Annotated in this window: 13 protein-coding genes; 10 read left to right on the top strand and 3 right to left on the bottom strand. The window is 56.0% G+C overall.

Translation table 11 applies throughout. The annotated features are described in order from the left end of the window. Positions 1-119 precede the first annotated feature (119 nt). Complete coding sequence (locus tag EGY08_RS07910; protein ID WP_123828381.1) at positions 120-995, top strand: LysR substrate-binding domain-containing protein; 876 nt, start codon at positions 120-122, stop codon at positions 993-995. Between the two features lie 37 nt (positions 996-1,032). Here the strand turns inward: EGY08_RS07910 and EGY08_RS07905 are convergent, their stop codons facing one another. Further along, positions 1,033-1,899 (bottom strand): GNAT family N-acetyltransferase, encoded by an 867-nt coding sequence (locus EGY08_RS07905; protein WP_004130103.1) that lies wholly within the window; start codon positions 1,897-1,899, stop codon positions 1,033-1,035. Between the two features lie 353 nt (positions 1,900-2,252). Between EGY08_RS07905 and cadC the strand changes: the two genes are divergently transcribed. The 6 genes from cadC (at position 2,253) to EGY08_RS07865 (ending at position 11,703) form a co-directional block, all read left to right on the top strand. Continuing rightward, positions 2,253-3,785, top strand: a complete 1,533-nt coding sequence (cadC, locus tag EGY08_RS07900) for a lysine decarboxylation/transport transcriptional activator CadC (RefSeq protein WP_032742066.1) — start codon at positions 2,253-2,255, stop codon at positions 3,783-3,785. 364 nt (positions 3,786-4,149) lie between these two features. Continuing rightward, complete coding sequence (cadB, locus tag EGY08_RS07890) at positions 4,150-5,487, top strand: cadaverine/lysine antiporter (protein ID WP_123828380.1); 1,338 nt, start codon at positions 4,150-4,152, stop codon at positions 5,485-5,487. A gap of 81 nt (positions 5,488-5,568) precedes the next feature. Beyond that, complete coding sequence (cadA, locus tag EGY08_RS07885; RefSeq protein WP_004130111.1) at positions 5,569-7,716, top strand: lysine decarboxylase CadA; 2,148 nt, start codon at positions 5,569-5,571, stop codon at positions 7,714-7,716. 59 nt (positions 7,717-7,775) lie between these two features. Next, complete coding sequence (dtpD, locus tag EGY08_RS07880) at positions 7,776-9,251, top strand: dipeptide permease DtpD (protein WP_004130114.1); 1,476 nt, start codon at positions 7,776-7,778, stop codon at positions 9,249-9,251. 371 nt (positions 9,252-9,622) lie between these two features. Next, on the top strand, positions 9,623-11,140 hold the full coding sequence (gene lysS / locus EGY08_RS07870; protein WP_123828379.1) for a lysine--tRNA ligase: 1,518 nt from the start codon (positions 9,623-9,625) through the stop codon (positions 11,138-11,140). Between the two features lie 149 nt (positions 11,141-11,289). Then, positions 11,290-11,703, top strand: coding sequence for a DNA breaking-rejoining protein (locus tag EGY08_RS07865; protein WP_123828378.1), 414 nt, complete (start codon positions 11,290-11,292; stop codon positions 11,701-11,703). A 275-nt stretch (positions 11,704-11,978) separates the two neighbouring features. Here EGY08_RS07865 and EGY08_RS07855 read toward each other — a convergent pair whose 3' ends face one another. Beyond that, complete coding sequence (locus tag EGY08_RS07855) at positions 11,979-12,851, bottom strand: extended-spectrum class A beta-lactamase OXY-4-1 (RefSeq protein ID WP_004130122.1); 873 nt, start codon at positions 12,849-12,851, stop codon at positions 11,979-11,981. Between the two features lie 162 nt (positions 12,852-13,013). On the opposite strand from EGY08_RS07855, the gene EGY08_RS07850 reads away from it, so the two are divergent. Continuing rightward, positions 13,014-14,045, top strand: coding sequence for a Gfo/Idh/MocA family protein (locus EGY08_RS07850; protein WP_004130124.1), 1,032 nt, complete (start codon positions 13,014-13,016; stop codon positions 14,043-14,045). A gap of 39 nt (positions 14,046-14,084) precedes the next feature. Here EGY08_RS07850 and EGY08_RS07845 read toward each other — a convergent pair whose 3' ends face one another. Next, the gene (locus EGY08_RS07845) at positions 14,085-15,092 is read right to left on the bottom strand and encodes a Gfo/Idh/MocA family oxidoreductase (protein WP_123828377.1); all 1,008 of its coding nucleotides are present in this window, start codon (positions 15,090-15,092) and stop codon (positions 14,085-14,087) included. A gap of 99 nt (positions 15,093-15,191) precedes the next feature. Between EGY08_RS07845 and EGY08_RS07840 the strand changes: the two genes are divergently transcribed. Together EGY08_RS07840 and EGY08_RS07835 are read left to right on the top strand one after the other, a co-directional pair. After that, positions 15,192-16,211, top strand: a complete 1,020-nt coding sequence (locus EGY08_RS07840; protein WP_123828376.1) for a LacI family DNA-binding transcriptional regulator — start codon at positions 15,192-15,194, stop codon at positions 16,209-16,211. Positions 16,212-16,660: 449 nt separating this feature from the next. Beyond that, complete coding sequence (locus tag EGY08_RS07835; RefSeq protein ID WP_004848507.1) at positions 16,661-17,584, top strand: sugar ABC transporter substrate-binding protein; 924 nt, start codon at positions 16,661-16,663, stop codon at positions 17,582-17,584. Positions 17,585-17,596 lie beyond the last annotated feature (12 nt).

Here is a 17,596-nt window from a genome sequence, read left to right as displayed (position 1 = left end):
TGGCGTGTGATATTGACATTTGATCATGCTACGTTGGGTAATAAGCCCTATAAAACGATATTATTTCATCACTCAATGACATTTTGTCATTAATGAAAAATCCAGCAGAGGTGGCCATCGTGCGAAAAAAACTCCCCAGCAGCGCCTCTTTGCAGGCCTTCGAGGCCGCCGCCAGGCACGGTAACTTTGCCCGCGCGGCGGAAGAGCTGTCGCTTACCGAAGGGGCGATCAGTCGGCAAATCGCCCGTCTGGAATCGCTGTTGAACTGCAGGCTGTTTGAGCGGACGGGGAGCCGGGTACGGCTGAATCCTAACGGCGCGCGCTATGCGCACCATGTGCGCGAAACGCTGGAGCGCCTTGAACGGGACACTCAGTATCTGATGGGGGCCGCGGACGGCAGCAGAAGCCTGGAAATCGCCGCGCCGCCGACCTTCGCCAGCCGCTGGCTCATTCCCCGTTTGGGGGATTTTCAGCGCCGACATCCTGATATCACCCTGAATATCGCGGTCAGAACCGACCCGTTTATCCTCAGCGGCAGCGGTTTTGACGCGGCGCTTCACTTTGAACACCCCGCGTGGGCCGGAATGCGTATGCAGTTTCTGTTTGAAGAGAGGCTGGTACCAGTATGTCACGCCGGGCTACTCACGGGGAAAGATCTCATCAGCCAACTGAACGCGCTGCCGCGAATTCATCGACGGCAGAATCCCGACGCCTGGCAGCGCTATGCTGAAGAGTGCGGGATCGCGCTGGATAATCCGGCTCAGGGGGTGCGCTACGATCTGCATGAGATGGCGATAGCCGCCGCGCTGGCCGGGCAGGGCGTTGCGCTGGTGCCCCACGTATACGTCGAAAACGCGATCGAAAACGGGCTACTGGCTGCGCCCTGGCCGCAGGCTCGCAGTCTGAGCAAGCGCTTTTGCCTGGTGAAGCCGCTGGAAAACGGCGTCAACGAATCGGCGCTACGGGCGTTCGAGCAGTGGCTGTTGACGCAATAAGGCCCGGGCGCGGGCCGTGGACGCGTTAAGCGCAGCCTCAGGCGTGGGATAAAAGCGGGAACATCAGCTTATTCTCTTTGAAGATATTTTCTTTTTGTCCGTAGATAAACAGAATATCTTCGCCTTCGATTTTCTCATACTCGCCGCTCCGATTCTCTTTGGGGGTAAAGCCGAGGATAGCCTGGTACGTATTGTCATCGGCGAGCTGGTTGATAATGGCCGACAGGGAGCGGCCGCTGTCGCAGAAAATATCGAAACAGATCAGCGCCGGACCGTTTTGCATAGCAATCGCGATCGCCTGGTTTTTCTCGGAATAATAGACGAAGTGCTTCATAAAGGCGGAGCAGTAGAACATCAATAAACCGAAGTTATCCTGTACCCGCAGCTGTGAAAACGGATTCGATTTTTGATAATAGCGCTGCAATAGCGCAACGTCTTCCGGCCGATCCATATCGAGCTTGCGGAAGTCGCCCGCTGTCGGTACTACCGGCATAATATACTGATGTTCATCGGTGCGCTCGAAGCCGAATTTCGGGTAAAAATCAACGGTTGTCGGGTTAGCAAACAGGAAGAAGGCGTCGGCTTTATCCTGCCAGTCCGCCAGAATCTCATTCACAAGCTGCCCGGCGAGGCCCCGATTGCGATGATCGATGTCGGTCATTACGGTGCCGATTTGGATATAGCGGCGGGGTTCGTCCTGCCAGATCAGGTCGATAATATTGGCAGAGGCGTTAGCAATCACTTTATTGTTGCTCACCAGGGCGTAGGGAATATAGGCGTCGGTCCAGTAGCCTTTGCGGTACCACTCTTTAAAGGAGAGATCGAAGGTTTTAATCGCCAGATCAATGAAGCTCTTTCTTAACGCGTCATCGTGCACAATTTGTTTAACTAATTTCCAGGTCATCGTCGACATTCCTTACGCTGCGGGTGAGGCACTGTTTTCGGCCATCTGTTCGGCGGTCCGATCTCTGTCGGGCGACCTAAAAATAGCATATCCCCGCGGATGGGCGACGATTGTCGCGCCTAAGCCTTACTCAGGTCACACAATCCAGGAAAATCGCGCGAAAAAAGGTAAGCTTTCGCACCCTTAAGAAACATTGCCGTGAGGCAAAAAAACGCCTTTAGCAAATGAAAGTTTGCCAGTCATCGAAAACGAAGATGAATATATTGCGTTCATGGTCATGACCCCTATCATTAATAGGTAGGGTAAATGTGATATCATCGCGCCTTTCCCGTTTCGTCCTGGGGCTCTTTTTTATGCAACAACCTGTTGTTCGCGTTGGAGAATGGCTGGTTACTCCCTCTGTTAACCAAATTAGCCGCAAGGGGCGTCAGCTAACTCTCGAACCGCGCTTAATCGATCTTTTGGTTTTCTTTGCCCGTCATCCTGGGGAAGTACTCAGCCGGGATGAGCTCATCGATAATGTCTGGACCCGCAACGTTGTCACCAGTCACGTCGTCACGCAAAGCGTCTCCGAGCTACGTAAGTCGCTGAAAGATGGCGACGACGGCAGCCTTGAATATATCGCTACCGTACCCAAGCGCGGCTATAAGCTGACGGTGCCGGCGATCTGGTGTACGGAAGAGGGGGAGGAGCTGACGCCGGTTATCCCCGCAGAAACGCCAACGGCCGGTTTTGCCGCGCCGTTGCCCTCCCCGCAGCCCGATACGCCCGCGCCGGTCGGAGCAGCGGTGGTGAAGCCGGAAAAACGCAAGCGGCTGAGTACGTTTATCGTCTGGGGGCTGTTTCTGCTGGCCCTCGCGAGCTGCGTGGCACTGGTGGCGTTATCGACCCTCGAGTCGCGCCCGCCGGTCACGAAAACGCGGCTGCTGCTCAACCCGCGCGATGTTGATATTCACCTGCTCAGCGGCAGTACCTGCAACAACTGGTCATCGCAGCACTCCTATGCCATCGGTCTGGGAAGCCTGATTACCACCTCGCTGAACACCTTCTCCACCTTTATGGTGCACGATAAAACCAACTACAACATCAATGAGCCGAGCAGCTCCGGTAAAACCCTGACCATTGAGTTCGTCAACCAGCGGCACTATCGCGCGCAGCAGTGCTTTATGTCGGTGAAGGTGGTGGATAACGCCGACGGTTCGACCATGATGGATAAGCGCTACTTTGTCACCAGCGACAACCAGCTGTCGATTCAGAACGACCTGCTGAGCAGCCTGTCAGAGGCGCTGAAGCAGCCGTGGCCGGCGCGGATGCAGGAGATGTTAAAGCAGTATCAGCCGTCGCAAAGTATCGTGCTTACCCATTTCTATCAGGCGCATCAGCTATTAATGAACGGAGACGTTGATTCACTCGGAAAAGCCAGTAGCCTGCTTGCCGACGTGAATAAACAATCGCCGGACTTTACCTATGCCTGGGCGGAAAAGGCGCTGGTGGACGTATTACGCCATTCTCAGCAGCCGCTGGATGATAAACAGCTTGCCGATCTTTACAGCGAAATAACCCGGGTGGGTAATATGCCGGGGATTAAAGACATGGCAATATTTTATCAGATTAAAACGGTAGATATGCTGGGCAAAGGGAAAGTCGATGAAGCCTACAGCGCGATTAATACCGGTATTGACCTGGAAATGTCGTGGATGAACTATGTGCTGCTGGGTAAAGTCTACGAAATGAAAGGGCAGAGCCGGGAAGCTGCCGATGCCTATCTGACAGCATTTAATTTACGTCCGGGAGAGAATACATTTTACTGGATTGAAAACGCGGTATTCCAGACCTCCGTAACCCGCGTGGTTCCGTATCTCGATAACTTTCTCGCTTCAGAATAAGTAAACCCTCATCATGGCCATGGTTTTGGCCGTGGTGAGGTTAAACTTATGTTTCTCATGAGCGTCTCTGTTGTTATATTTTATATCCTTTCCCTGCCTGTTTGTAACACATTTTCAACACAAAGATGTGTTTATAAGTTAATGTAATTTATTAATATTTATCTTTTCCTGATCTCAACATGTCATCCTGATATGTTGCGCAAAAAAGGTCAAAATATCATTTGTCTGATGTTTGCAGTTATTTCACTTTATCTTTAGGACTTATCTCGTACTAATCCGTAATCTAATTGGCAGTTGGTCGGGTCAATAAAAGGTTCATCATCATGATCTGTACCTCCCAAATAAACTTAGGAGAAAAGCAAACATGAGTTCTGCCAAGAAGATCGGGCTATTTGCCTGTACCGGCGTGGTAGCCGGTAATATGATGGGGAGCGGTATTGCATTATTACCTGCGAACCTGGCGAGTATCGGTTCTATCGCCATTTGGGGTTGGGTGATATCTATTATTGGCGCGATGTCTCTGGCTTATGTATATGCCCGTCTGGCGACCAAAAACCCGCAGCAGGGTGGCCCTATTGCCTACGCCGGCGAAATATCCCCGGCGTTCGGTTTTCAGACCGGTGTGCTTTATTATCACGCTAACTGGATCGGTAATTTGGCAATCGGCATTACCGCCGTCTCTTATTTATCAACATTCTTCCCTATTTTAAATAACCCGGTACCGGCAGGTATTACCTGTATTGCCATCGTGTGGATATTCACCTTCGTGAATATGCTCGGCGGCACCTGGGTAAGCCGCCTGACGACTATTGGTCTGGTGCTGGTGCTTATTCCGGTCGTAATGACCGCAGTGGTCGGCTGGCACTGGTTTGACGTTGCCACCTATCAGGCAAACTGGAACACCTCAGCCACGACGGATAGCCATGCGGTGGTGAAAAGTATCCTTCTCTGCCTGTGGGCCTTTGTCGGGGTAGAATCTGCCGCCGTCAGTACCGGGATGGTGAAAAACCCGAAACGTACCGTACCGCTGGCCACCATGCTGGGGACCGCGCTGGCAGGTATCGTGTATATCGCCGCGACCCAGGTCATCGCCGGTATGTACCCTGCGTCTGAGATGGCCGCGTCCGGCGCGCCGTTTGCTATCAGCGCATCGACTATCCTTGGCGGCTGGGCTGCGCCGATGGTTTCCGCCTTCACCGCCTTTGCCTGCCTGACTTCTCTCGGTTCGTGGATGATGCTGGTCGGCCAGGCCGGCGTGCGCGCCGCTAACGACGGCAACTTCCCGAAAATCTACGGTGAACTGGATAAAAACGGCAACCCGAAAAAAGGCCTGCTGCTGGCCGCGGTGAAAATGACCGTCCTGATGGTGCTGATCACCCTGATGAACTCCACCGGCGGGAAAGCCTCCGACCTGTTCGGCGAGCTGACCGGTATCGCGGTTCTGCTGACCATGCTGCCTTACTTCTACTCCTGCGTTGACCTGATTCGCTTCGAAGGCATTAACGTGCGCAACTTCGTCAGCCTGATTTGCTCCATCCTCGGCTGCGGGTTCTGCTTTATCGCCCTGATGGGGGCAAGCTCCTTCGAACTGGCCGGCACCTTTATCGTCAGCCTGATCATCCTGATGTTCTACGGCCGCAAAATGCACCAGCGTCAGAGTAACGACGGCTCCGCTGATAGCAGCACCGCCAGCGCGCATTAATCCGTAACCCTATTCCTGAGGCTCCTTCCATCACCTGTCACGACGTGGCGGGAGGGGCTTTCTTTATCTGGAGATTTGACTATGAACGTTATCGCAATCATGAATCACATGGGTGTTTACTTCAAAGAAGAGCCCATCCGTGAGCTGCATCGCGCCCTCGAACGCCTGGACTTCCGTATTGTCTACCCGAACGACCGTGACGACTTATTAAAACTGATCGAAAACAATGCGCGTCTGTGCGGCGTGATCTTCGACTGGGATAAATACAATCTCGAACTGTGCGAAGACATTAGCAAAATGAACGAATATATGCCGCTGTACGCCTTTGCGAACACTTACTCCACCCTGGATGTGAGCCTCAACGATCTGCGCATGCAGGTTCGCTTCTTCGAATATGCGCTGGGTGCGGCGGAAGATATTGCTAACAAAATCAAACAGAATACCGATGAGTATATCGACACCATTCTGCCGCCGCTGACCAAAGCGCTGTTTAAATACGTGCGTGAAGGCAAATATACCTTCTGTACCCCAGGCCATATGGGCGGTACCGCGTTCCAGAAAAGCCCGGTCGGCAGCATCTTCTACGATTTCTTTGGTTCCAATACCATGAAATCCGATATCTCGATTTCGGTTTCTGAACTCGGTTCCCTGCTGGATCACAGCGGCCCGCACAAAGAAGCGGAAGAGTACATCGCCCGCGTCTTCAACGCGGAACGCAGCTATATGGTGACCAACGGCACCTCCACCGCCAACAAAATCGTCGGCATGTATTCCGCCCCGGCCGGTAGCACCGTGCTGATTGACCGTAACTGCCATAAATCGCTGACCCATCTGATGATGATGAGCGACATTACGCCAATCTACTTCCGTCCGACCCGTAATGCCTACGGCATCCTCGGCGGTATCCCGCAGAGCGAATTCCAGCACGCGACGATCGCCAAACGCGTAAAAGAGACGCCGAACGCGACCTGGCCGGTGCACGCGGTGATCACCAACTCCACCTATGATGGTCTGCTGTACAACACGGACTACATCAAGAAAACCCTGGATGTTAAATCCATCCACTTTGACTCCGCGTGGGTGCCTTACACCAACTTCTCGCCGATTTATGAAGGCAAATGCGGGATGAGCGGCGGCCGCGTCGAAGGGAAAGTGATTTACGAAACGCAGTCCACGCACAAACTGCTGGCGGCGTTTTCTCAGGCATCGATGATTCATGTGAAAGGCGACGTAAACGAAGAAACCTTTAACGAAGCCTACATGATGCACACCACCACTTCTCCGCACTACGGCGTAGTAGCCTCGACGGAAACCGCGGCGGCGATGATGAAAGGCAACGCCGGTAAGCGCCTGATTGACGGCTCTATCGAACGTTCAATTAAGTTCCGTAAAGAGATTAAACGCCTGAAAGGCGAATCCGACGGCTGGTTCTTCGACGTCTGGCAGCCGGAACATATCGATGGCGCGGAATGCTGGCCGCTGCGCTCCGACAGCGCGTGGCACGGCTTCAAAAACATCGATAACGAACACATGTATCTCGACCCGATTAAAGTCACGCTGCTGACCCCGGGGATGAAGAAAGACGGCACCATGGATGATTTCGGTATTCCGGCAAGCATCGTGGCGAAATATCTCGATGAGCACGGCATCGTGGTCGAAAAAACCGGTCCGTACAACCTGCTGTTCTTGTTCAGCATCGGTATCGACAAAACCAAAGCGCTGAGCCTGCTGCGCGCGCTGACCGATTTCAAACGCGCGTTCGACCTGAACCTGCGGGTGAAAAACATGCTGCCGTCGCTGTACCGTGAAGATCCTGAATTCTACGAAAACATGCGCGTTCAGGAACTGGCGCAGAATATTCACAAACTGATTGAGCACCACAACCTGCCGGACCTGATGTTCCGCGCGTTTGAAGTGCTGCCAACCATGATGATCACGCCGTACGCCGCGTTCCAGAAAGAGCTGCACGGTCAGACCGAAGAGGTGTATCTCGAAGAGATGGTGGGCCGCGTCAACGCCAACATGATCCTGCCGTATCCTCCGGGAGTGCCGCTGGTGATGCCGGGTGAAATGATCACCGAAGAGAGCCGTCCGGTGCTGGAATTCCTGCAGATGTTGTGCGAAATCGGCGCCCACTATCCGGGCTTCGAAACCGATATCCACGGCGCCTATCGTCAGGCGGATGGTCGTTACACCGTTAAAGTGCTGAGAGAAGAAAACAACAAATAATCGATGCACAACAGGGAAGTGGCTTGCCACTTCCCTTTTTCACGCTGCAAGGAGAACACATGAAAACACCCTCACAGCCGCGCGCGATTTATTACATCGTTGCGATCCAAATCTGGGAATATTTCAGCTTTTACGGCATGCGTGCCTTACTCATCCTCTATCTCACCCATCAACTCGGCTTTGATGACAGCCACGCCATCAGCCTGTTCAGCGCCTACGCCTCCCTGGTGTACGTCACTCCTATTCTCGGCGGCTGGCTTGCCGACCGCCTGCTCGGCAACCGCACGGCGGTGATTGCCGGCGCGCTATTAATGACGCTTGGCCACGTAGTGCTGGGCGTCGAATCCGATTCCACCTGGAGCCTGTACCTCGCGCTGGCGATCATTATCTGCGGCTACGGCCTGTTCAAATCCAACATCAGCTGCCTGCTGGGCGAACTCTACGCCGTTGACGACCCTCGCCGCGACGGCGGTTTTTCGCTGCTGTACGCCGCCGGGAACGTCGGCTCCATCGCCGCGCCTATCGCCTGCGGGCTGGCGGCGCAGTGGTACGGCTGGCATATCGGCTTTGCGCTGGCGGGAATCGGTATGTTTGTCGGCCTGATGATTTTCCTCAGCGGCAGTCGCTACTTCCGCCACGCGCGCGGCGTCGATAAACAGGCGCTGCAGGCGGTGAAATTTGTGCTGCCGACCTGGGGCTGGCTGGTGGTGATGCTCTGCGTTGCGCCGGTGTTTTTCACGCTGCTGCTGGAGAATAACTGGTCCGGCTACCTGCTGGCGATCGTCTGCGTTTTCGCTGCCCAGATGGTGGCGCGCATTATGGTCAAATCGCCGGAGCATCGCCGCGCGCTGTGGCAAATCGTTCTGCTGATGCTGACCGGGACTCTGTTCTGGGTTCTGGCGCAGCAGGGCGGGAGTTCAATCAGTCTGTTCATTGACCACTTTGTTAATCGTCGCCTGGTGAATATTGAGGTGCCGACTGCGCTGTTCCAGTCGGTTAACGCCGTGGCGGTGATGGCGGCGGGCGTCGTGCTGGCGTGGCTGATGCGGCCGGAAGGCGCGACCCGCTCGGCGCTGCGCGTGTGGCTGAAGTTCGCCTTTGGCCTGGTGCTGATGGGCTGCGGCTTTATGCTGCTGGCGCTTAACGCGCGCCATGGCGCGGCACAGGGGCAGGCATCGATGGGCATGATGGTGGCTGGCCTGGCGCTAATGGGTTTCGCCGAGCTGTTTATCGACCCGGTGGCGATGGCGCAGATTACCCGCCTCAATATGCCCGGCGTCACCGGGGTACTGACCGGGATTTATATGCTGGCCACCGGTGCGGTAGCCAACTGGCTGGCGGGCGTGGTGGCGCAGCAGACCACCGAGTCGCAAATCAGCGATACGGCGATTGCCGCGTATCAGCACTTCTTTGCCCAGATGGGCGAATGGACGCTGGGCTGCGTGGCGGTGATTGTCGTCGTCGCCTTCGCCGCCGCGTTCAGCGTCGGTAGGCGTCGCGCTGCCGCCGGTGAGCTTCCCGGCGGCGGCGTCTAGCCCCGTCTGGCGACAGGTGCGGGTTACCGGGATATCTCCCCGGTCGCGCTGCGCTTACCGGGGCGACAAAATCGTGCTGCCTGGTAGCCCGGCTAAGGCGTTTACGCCGCGAGCCGGGGATCGGCAGCCCAACAGCGGAGCGACAAGCCGCTCCTTGCACCCTTTACGGAACAGGAGGAGGATATTTTGGCGGGCGCGGAAGCCGAAGACAAAAAATCGTTAGTGAAACGATGGTTGAGTGAATTCAGCCGGAAGTGAAACCAGGTTCGTTAAGATTGTTCTTTGGCGTCGACGCCGGAACAGGCCGCGCTAGAGAGTGACCTGGTTCAATTATCGAAGCAAGTTTGCAAGCAGGGTTATGAGGAACCAACATGTCTGAACAACAAGCACAAGGTGCCGATGAGGCAATTGACCTTAATAATGAATTGAAAACCCGTCGTGAAAAACTGGCCGCGCTGCGCGAGCAGGGCGTGGCGTTCCCGAACGACTTTCGCCGTGACCATACTTCCGACCAGCTCCATGCGGAATTTGATGGTAAGGAAAACGACGAGCTCATCTCTCTGAACGTCGAGGTCTCCGTCGCGGGCCGTATGATGACCCGCCGGATTATGGGCAAAGCCTCCTTTGTCACCTTACAGGACGTCGGCGGCCGCATTCAGCTGTACGTCGCGCGCGACGATCTGGCGGAAGGCGTCTACAACGAACAGTTTAAGAAATGGGATCTCGGCGACATCATCGCCGCCCGCGGTAAGCTGTTCAAAACCCAGACCGGTGAACTCTCCATTCACTGCACCGAGCTGCGTCTGTTGACCAAAGCGTTGCGCCCGCTGCCGGACAAGTTTCACGGCCTGCAGGATCAGGAAGCGCGCTATCGTCAGCGCTATCTGGATCTGATCTCCAACGAAGAGTCGCGCCACACCTTCAAGGTGCGTTCGCAGATCCTGGCGACCATGCGTCAGTTCATGGTTGCGCGCGGCTTTATGGAAGTCGAAACGCCAATGATGCAGGTGATCCCCGGCGGCGCCTCCGCGCGTCCGTTTATCACCCATCACAACGCGCTCGATCTGGATATGTATCTGCGCATCGCGCCGGAGTTGTACCTGAAACGGCTGGTGGTCGGCGGCTTCGAACGGGTGTTCGAAATCAACCGCAACTTCCGTAACGAAGGTATCTCCGTGCGCCATAACCCAGAGTTCACCATGATGGAACTCTATATGGCGTATGCGGATTACAAAGATCTGATCGAACTGACCGAATCCCTGTTCCGCACGCTGGCGCAGAACGTACTGGGTAAAACCGAAGTGCCGTACGGCGATCAGGTGTTCGATTTCGGTAAGCCGTTTGAAAAACTGACCATGCGCGAAGCGATCAAGAAATACCGTCCGGAAACCGAGATGGCGGATCTGGATAACTTCGATGCGGCAAAAGCGCTGGCGGAATCCATCGGCATTCACGTTGAGAAAAGCTGGGGCCTGGGGCGTATCGTCACCGAAATATTCGACGAAGTGGCGGAAGCGCATCTGATCCAGCCGACTTTTATCACCGAGTATCCGGCGGAAGTTTCGCCGCTGGCGCGCCGTAACGACGTGAACCCGGAAATTACCGACCGCTTCGAATTCTTCATCGGCGGACGGGAAATCGGTAACGGTTTTAGCGAGCTGAACGACGCGGAAGACCAGGCCCAGCGTTTTCAGGATCAGGTCAACGCCAAAGCGGCGGGGGATGATGAAGCGATGTTCTACGACGAAGACTACGTCACCGCGCTCGAGTACGGCCTGCCGCCGACTGCCGGCCTGGGTATCGGTATCGACCGTATGGTGATGCTGTTTACTAACAGCCACACCATCCGCGATGTGATCCTGTTCCCGGCAATGCGTCCGCAGAAATAAATCATGCAGAAACCAGGCCCCCTTATTTATTTAAGCCGGGGGCCTTAATTTCGACCCGTTTATCCCGGCGAGCGATATGGCGAATAAGCTTACTCCGGGCACCTTATGTGCTATAACAGCGCGCATAAAAAACATAAGGTGTTAATTAAATGAAAAAAATAAAATTAATTGTTGGCGGCGTGATCTGTGCAAGTTACTTATTAACGTCAGTATTATCAATGGCAAGTGATAATATAAACAGCAATACCATTCATTTTGATAAAGGCAGCAACGGCACGACAATAAAAAGCACCGTGACCGGCGACGATGTTAATGACTATACGCTGGAGGCGAAAGCCGGCCAGATGATGCATATCGGTATGAACAGCCAGTGGCCGCATCCCTTTTTTAATGTGATTACCCCGGATAATCACGCGATTTTTAACGGTTCGATGAGCGGCGATATTTTTGAGCAGCGTCTGGGTGTCAGCGGGAAATATACGGTGCGGGTATATCAGATGGGCGGCGCGCGTGATGAAGGGAAAACCAGCGCCTATGCGCTGACGTTTAAAATTACCGACTAATATTTGGCGGCTGTCTATTCAGGCTGTCCCGGAGGCGATGCTGCGCATCTGTCCGGGCTACCGGATCGCAGACGGTGGTGAACCCGTAGCCCGGGCAAGGCGCGTTGAGCGCCGCCCCCGGGAGCAGAGCGCAGAGTGGCTGAATGTTCCGGAGGCGATGCTGCGCATCTGTCCGGGCTACCGGTCCGCAGATGGCGATGAACCCGTAGCCCGAACAGCGCAGCGCTACCGGGAAAACAAAGCGCAGAGTGTTGCAGCACGAACCTGTTCCCGGGCTACAGCCCTTCGGTCACGATTTTCGCCGCCGCGGCTAGCACCTCTTTGCGGCTTTTCGCATCCTGCTGCGGTTGGGTAAAATAGGTCACTAGCACCAGCGGAGCATGATTTTCCGGCCAGATCACCGCGATATCGTTGGTGGTGCCGTAATCTCCGCCGCCGGTTTTATCCCCGACCGCCCAGCTTGCGGGCAGGCCTGCACGAATGCTTTGCCCGCCGGTGGTATTGCCTTTCAGCCATGTCACTAACTGGGCGCGCTGCTGTTCGCCCAGCGCATTGCCCAGCGTCAGCTTACGCAGACTTTCGGCCATCGCCAATGGGGTGGTGGTATCGCGCTTATCACCGGGAATCGCGCTGTTCAGCGCCGGCTCCATCCGATCGAGACGAAAAGTAACGTCACCGATGCTCTGGGCGAATGCGGTGACTTTTTCCGGCCCGCCAAGGTAACCGATAATCTTATTCATCGCGGTATTGTCGCTATACTGCAGCGCCGCAGCGCTGAGTTCCGCCAGGGTCATTCCGCTTTGCAGATGTTTTTCGGTAATCGGGCTCCAGACCACTAAATCCGATTTTTTAATCTCCAGCCTTTTATTCACCACATCGGGATGGCTTTCGCTCTGTTTTAACACCGCGGCGGCGGCCATCACTTTACCGGTGCTGCACATGGCAAAACGTTCGTCGCCGCGATAGAGGGTCTGCGAATCATCTGCCGTGTTAATCAGCGCAACGCCCAGCCGACCGCCGGAACGTTTTTCTAAATCAGCCAGCTTCTGCTGGAGAGTATCGGCACTGGCCCATAATGAACCGCTCGCCAGCAGTAGCGGAACGGCGGCGGCCATCAGGGCGCTTTTACGCCACGAACTTTTCAACATCTCTGACTCCTTGATAGTGATGAACTGCCCGGACTATCCGCGACTCCCGCGCGTTTGACAAGCACTATGTCGATGATGGAATTCCATCATAAATTCGTTATTCGTCCTCCTCTGCGCCTGCTTATAGTGTCTCTCCCCGGCAAAATAAAATCAGGAGCCGCTATGTTCCCGTCACAGTTACCAAAACCGCGCCATCCCGCCGCCTCGGCGATCCCCTCGCTGCGTTGGGCCATTATTGGCCCCGGCTGGATTGCCGAGCGCTTTGTGAAATCGTTAAAAGAGCTCAGCCACCAGCGGGTGGTTGCCGTCTCCTCGCGCACGCAGCAAAAGGCCGACAGCTTTGCCGCCCGCTGGGGGATCCCGCAGGCTTACGCTCAGGTGGATGAGATGCTGGCGCGCCCGGATATTGACGCGGTATACATTGCCACCCCGCATAACCACCACTTTCCCGACGGGTTGCGGGCGCTGCGGGCGGGCAAACATGTGCTGATTGAAAAGCCGTTTGCGCTGAACCGGCGGGAAGGCGCGGCGCTGAAAGCGGAGGCCATGAAGCAGGGGACGCTGGCGATGGAGGCGATGTGGTGCGACTACGCGCCGAAGTATGACGTGATTCGCCAGCTGCTGGAGGACGGCGTACTGGGCGATCTGCACACGCTGCTCGCCGATCACGGCGAGTTCTTTACTCCGGATCATCGCATTTTTAATGCCGATCTCGCCGGCGGGCCGATGATGGATCTCGGCAGCTATCTGACCTCATTCTGCGTGATGGTTGGCGGCGTGCCGCAGGACATTATCGCCCGCGGGCGTCCCGCCCAAAGAGGCGTCAACGGGCAGATTTCGATGCTGTTTAACTGGGAAAAGGGCCTCCAGGGATTATTGAACACCACCCTGTTCAGCAACACGCCGGGCGGCGCGGTGGTGGCCGGGCGCGATGCGACCCTTACCCTCGACGGACAGTTCTACGCGCCGGGGAATTTTACTCTCGCCGCCAGTCAGGGCGGGCAGGTGCTGCGCTGGGAGGAGCCGCGCAACCGCTACGACCAGCTGTTTTATCAGGCCGAGCATTTTGCCTGGTGCGTCGGTCAGGGGCTGACGGACTCGCCGATCCGCCCGCTGGCCAGGGTACTGGAAAACCTGAGCGTGATGGATGAAGTGCGGCGGCAGATTGGCGTGGTATTTAACGAAGAGCGCTAAGTGAAGCGGCCCCGTATGCCGACCGCATACGGGGCTTTTTTACGCCAGCGGTTCGACGCTGACAAATTGTCCCTGCTGCAGCGAGAGCACAGCGGCTTCGGCGATGGCCTGCGCCCGCAGGCCGTCCAGCAGCCCCGGCAGGTCCGCCACCTCTTCTCCGCCTAGCGAGCGGACAAAAGCATCCAGATGCGCGTAGTACGACCCCTCGACGCGGCTGAACCAGTCCGGGTAGAGGCCGGGCTGAATGCGGCGCTCTCCCTGCCACAGCGTGACGCCACGCGTTGTCTGACTGCCGGACTCCAGCACGCCATCCGGGCCAAGCAGGCTAATGCGCTCATCGTAGCCGTGGCCGGTGCGCCGGGTGTTGTCCAGCTGCGCCAGCGCGCCGCCGCGCATCCGCAGCATCAGAATGGAAGTATCGACATCGTCGAATTCAGCAATTTCCGCCAGCGCCAGCGCATCTCCCATGGCGGCGACGGTTGTCACTTCATCGCCGGTAAGAAAGCGCAGCAGGTCAAAGAAGTGAATCGCCTGGTCGCGCATCTGGCCGCCGGAGCTGCGCAGATATTCCAGCGGCGGCATAACCGATGCCCGACACACCATCTGCACCAGTTCAATTTTGCCAATCACCCCGGCCTCGATCTCCCGGCGCAGCTGCTGGTGGCTGGCGTCGAAGCGGCGGTTAAAGCCAACGGTCACCGGTACCCCGAGCGGCAGCACTTTCTCGACGACCTCGCGGGCGCGGGCCAGCGAAAGATCGATTGGCTTTTCGCAGTAGATCGCTTTCCCGGCGCGGGCGGCGGCCTCCAGCAGCGCCGCATGTGAAGGCGTCGAGCTGGCGATCAGTACCGCGTCAATGGCGTCACTACTGATGGCCTCGGCGACGGTTACCGCCCGCGCGTCGTAGCGGGAAGCCAGCGCTTTCGCCCGCTCGGGGTCGGCGTCAGCCACCATGGACAGAACGGTTCGCTCATGGCGAGCGAGGCTGGCGGCGTGAACCTGGCCGATAAAACCGCTGCCCAACAAGGCAAAACGAATGCAGGTCATTTTTTTCTCCAGAAAGAGGGATTCAGCGTTGCCAAAGTAATCCGTTTGCTACACTGACCGACACAGGCGTTTTGATGGATTTCCATCATGGGGAAAACGATGAAAAGCATGTCGCTGGAGGCGCTGGCTAAACGGATTGGCGTGGGGGTGGCAACCGTTGACCGGGTGCTTAACGAACGCGGCGGCGTGTCGCCGGAAACCACGCGCAGGGTGCTGCAGGCCGCTCGGGAAGCCGGGCTGAAGCGCATTCTGCCGGAAGAGCGTCGTCTACCGTGGCAAATAGAAGTGTTTCTCAGCGGTAACGATTCGCGCTTTTTCACCCGCCTGACGCAGGATTTCGCCGACGTGGCGGATAGTCTTGGCTATCGCCGACTGACGCTGCACCGTACGCTGGTGGCGGAGTCCGCGCCGGAAAAGCTGGCGAAAAGCATTATCCGCAGCAGCAAAAAACGCCATGCGCTGATTGTCTTTGGCAACGAACATCCGCTGGTCTACGAGGCTTTGCGCCAGTGCCGCGAGGCGAACGTGCCGGTGATTACGCTGGTTACCGATCTGCCCGGCGCACAGAGGCTCTGCCACGTCGGCATCGATCAGCAGCAGGCTGGCCGCACCGCAGGCAGGATGATGGGATTAATGGCGCATCGGCCTGGAGAAGTGCTGATGCTCAGCGGACGCCAGGACTTCAGCGCCCATCGTTTGCGTATTCAGGGATTCCGCGAGGTGATAACCCAGCGCTTTCCGCATCTGCAGCTCGGCGATGTGCTGGCGGGGGAGGACAACCGGCAGCGGATCGACCGCCTGCTGGAAGAGGCCCTGCGCCGCAACCGCGACGTGGTGGGCATCTACAATACCGGTCTGGGCAACACGCAGGTGGCGCAGGCGCTGTCTCGCCACCGCCGCTACGGCGAGTGCTGTTGGATCACCCATGAACGTTACCGCACCACCCGTGAACAGCTGGCGCAGGGCGGAATGGCGTTGACGATCGATCAACACGCCCATCAGCACGCCCGCCTGGCGGTGGAGCTGGCCCTGCGTCACCTGGAAACCGGCTACCAGCCGCATCTCTTAAGCGACGGCAAGGTCGAATTTATCCTTTACAGCGCTGAAAACGTCGACTGAACGTTCGCGGTCCGCGTGACAATATCTCCTTTTACACCGTATCTGATACCCCGTTTCAAACCGCTATCGCTATCGCCGCGCCGCGTGGCAAACCGTCGCCTGCCTCTCATTTTTTGCGCGTTTATGCGTCAATGTTAGATGTGTGTCAAAGTTCTGTTAACACGTGGTTTTAAAATTTTCATTTCAGTTATTTACTTATAAAAGTTTCATATGCTTTGTTAATGAAATAAATGGTCTGGAATTTTTCTTACGCGGCAAATGGACTGATGTTTCAAAAAACCATTTTAAAACAACTGAATTTTGTGATTTCGATCACCCCTGAAAAATGCGCCAGCGCGTGGGTCGTTTTTTCGAAAAGCTGAAAAAGCAGGCGCTTAGCGCACGATTAATGAAACTATTTTTTCATTTTACCTTACCTAACCGATGCACCTGAAAATAAAGGATCAACTATGAACATCAAGAAAACGGTTGTTGCCTCTTTGATAGCCTGCATGCTGCCAGCGGTCGTGATGGCGAAAGATATTTCGGTCGGTGTTTCGATGGCGCTATTCGATGACAACTTCCTGACGATTCTGCGCACCGCAATGCAAAAAGAGATGCAAAAAGACGGCGTTAAGGCGCAGGTGGAAGATGCCAAAGGCGACGTCTCCCAGCAGCTACAGCAGGTACAGAACTTTATTGGTCAGGGCGTCGACGCGATTATCGTCAACCCGGTGGATACCAACGCGGTCAAACCGATTATGGACCAGGCGACCAAAGCGGGCATTCCGCTGATCTTTGTTAACCGCCGCCCGCAGGCGCAGCTGACCGACAAAATGGCCTACGTCGGCTCCGACTCGGTGCTGGCGGGGCGCTTACAGATGGAAGCGTTAGCCAAAGCGATGAACGGCAAAGGTAACGTCGCCATTCTGCTCGGCGACCTGGCGAATGAATCGACCCGTGACCGCACCAAAGGCGTCGAAGAGGTGGTGGCGAAGTACCCGGATATCAAAATCGTGCAGAAGCAGACCGCTAAATTTACCCGTAACGACGCCGTTGACGTGGTCAGCAACTGGATGACCAGCGGCGAAGATATTCAGGCCATCGCCTCCAACAACGATGAAATGGCGATCGGCGCGCTGCAGGCGCTGGGTAAAAACCCGAACCATATCCTGATTGCCGGCGTGGACGGGACGCCCGATGCCCTGCAAATGCTCAAAAACGGCAAAATGATCGCCACGATTTTCCAGGATGCCAAAGGGCAGGGCGAAGGCGCGGTGGATGCCGCCATTAAGCTGGCCAACGGCGAGAAAGTGGAAAAGATCATCGATGTCCCTTACCAGCTGATCACCAAAGACAACATGGCTGAGTTCGTCAATCGCAACCAGAAATAGTCGCTCAGGGTA

Source organism: Klebsiella sp. FDAARGOS_511 (assembly GCF_003812845.1).
Classification (GTDB): domain Bacteria; phylum Pseudomonadota; class Gammaproteobacteria; order Enterobacterales; family Enterobacteriaceae; genus Klebsiella; species Klebsiella grimontii.
The sequence above is the reverse complement of the archived record's forward strand: the minus strand, read 5'-3'. Positions and strand labels throughout refer to the sequence as shown.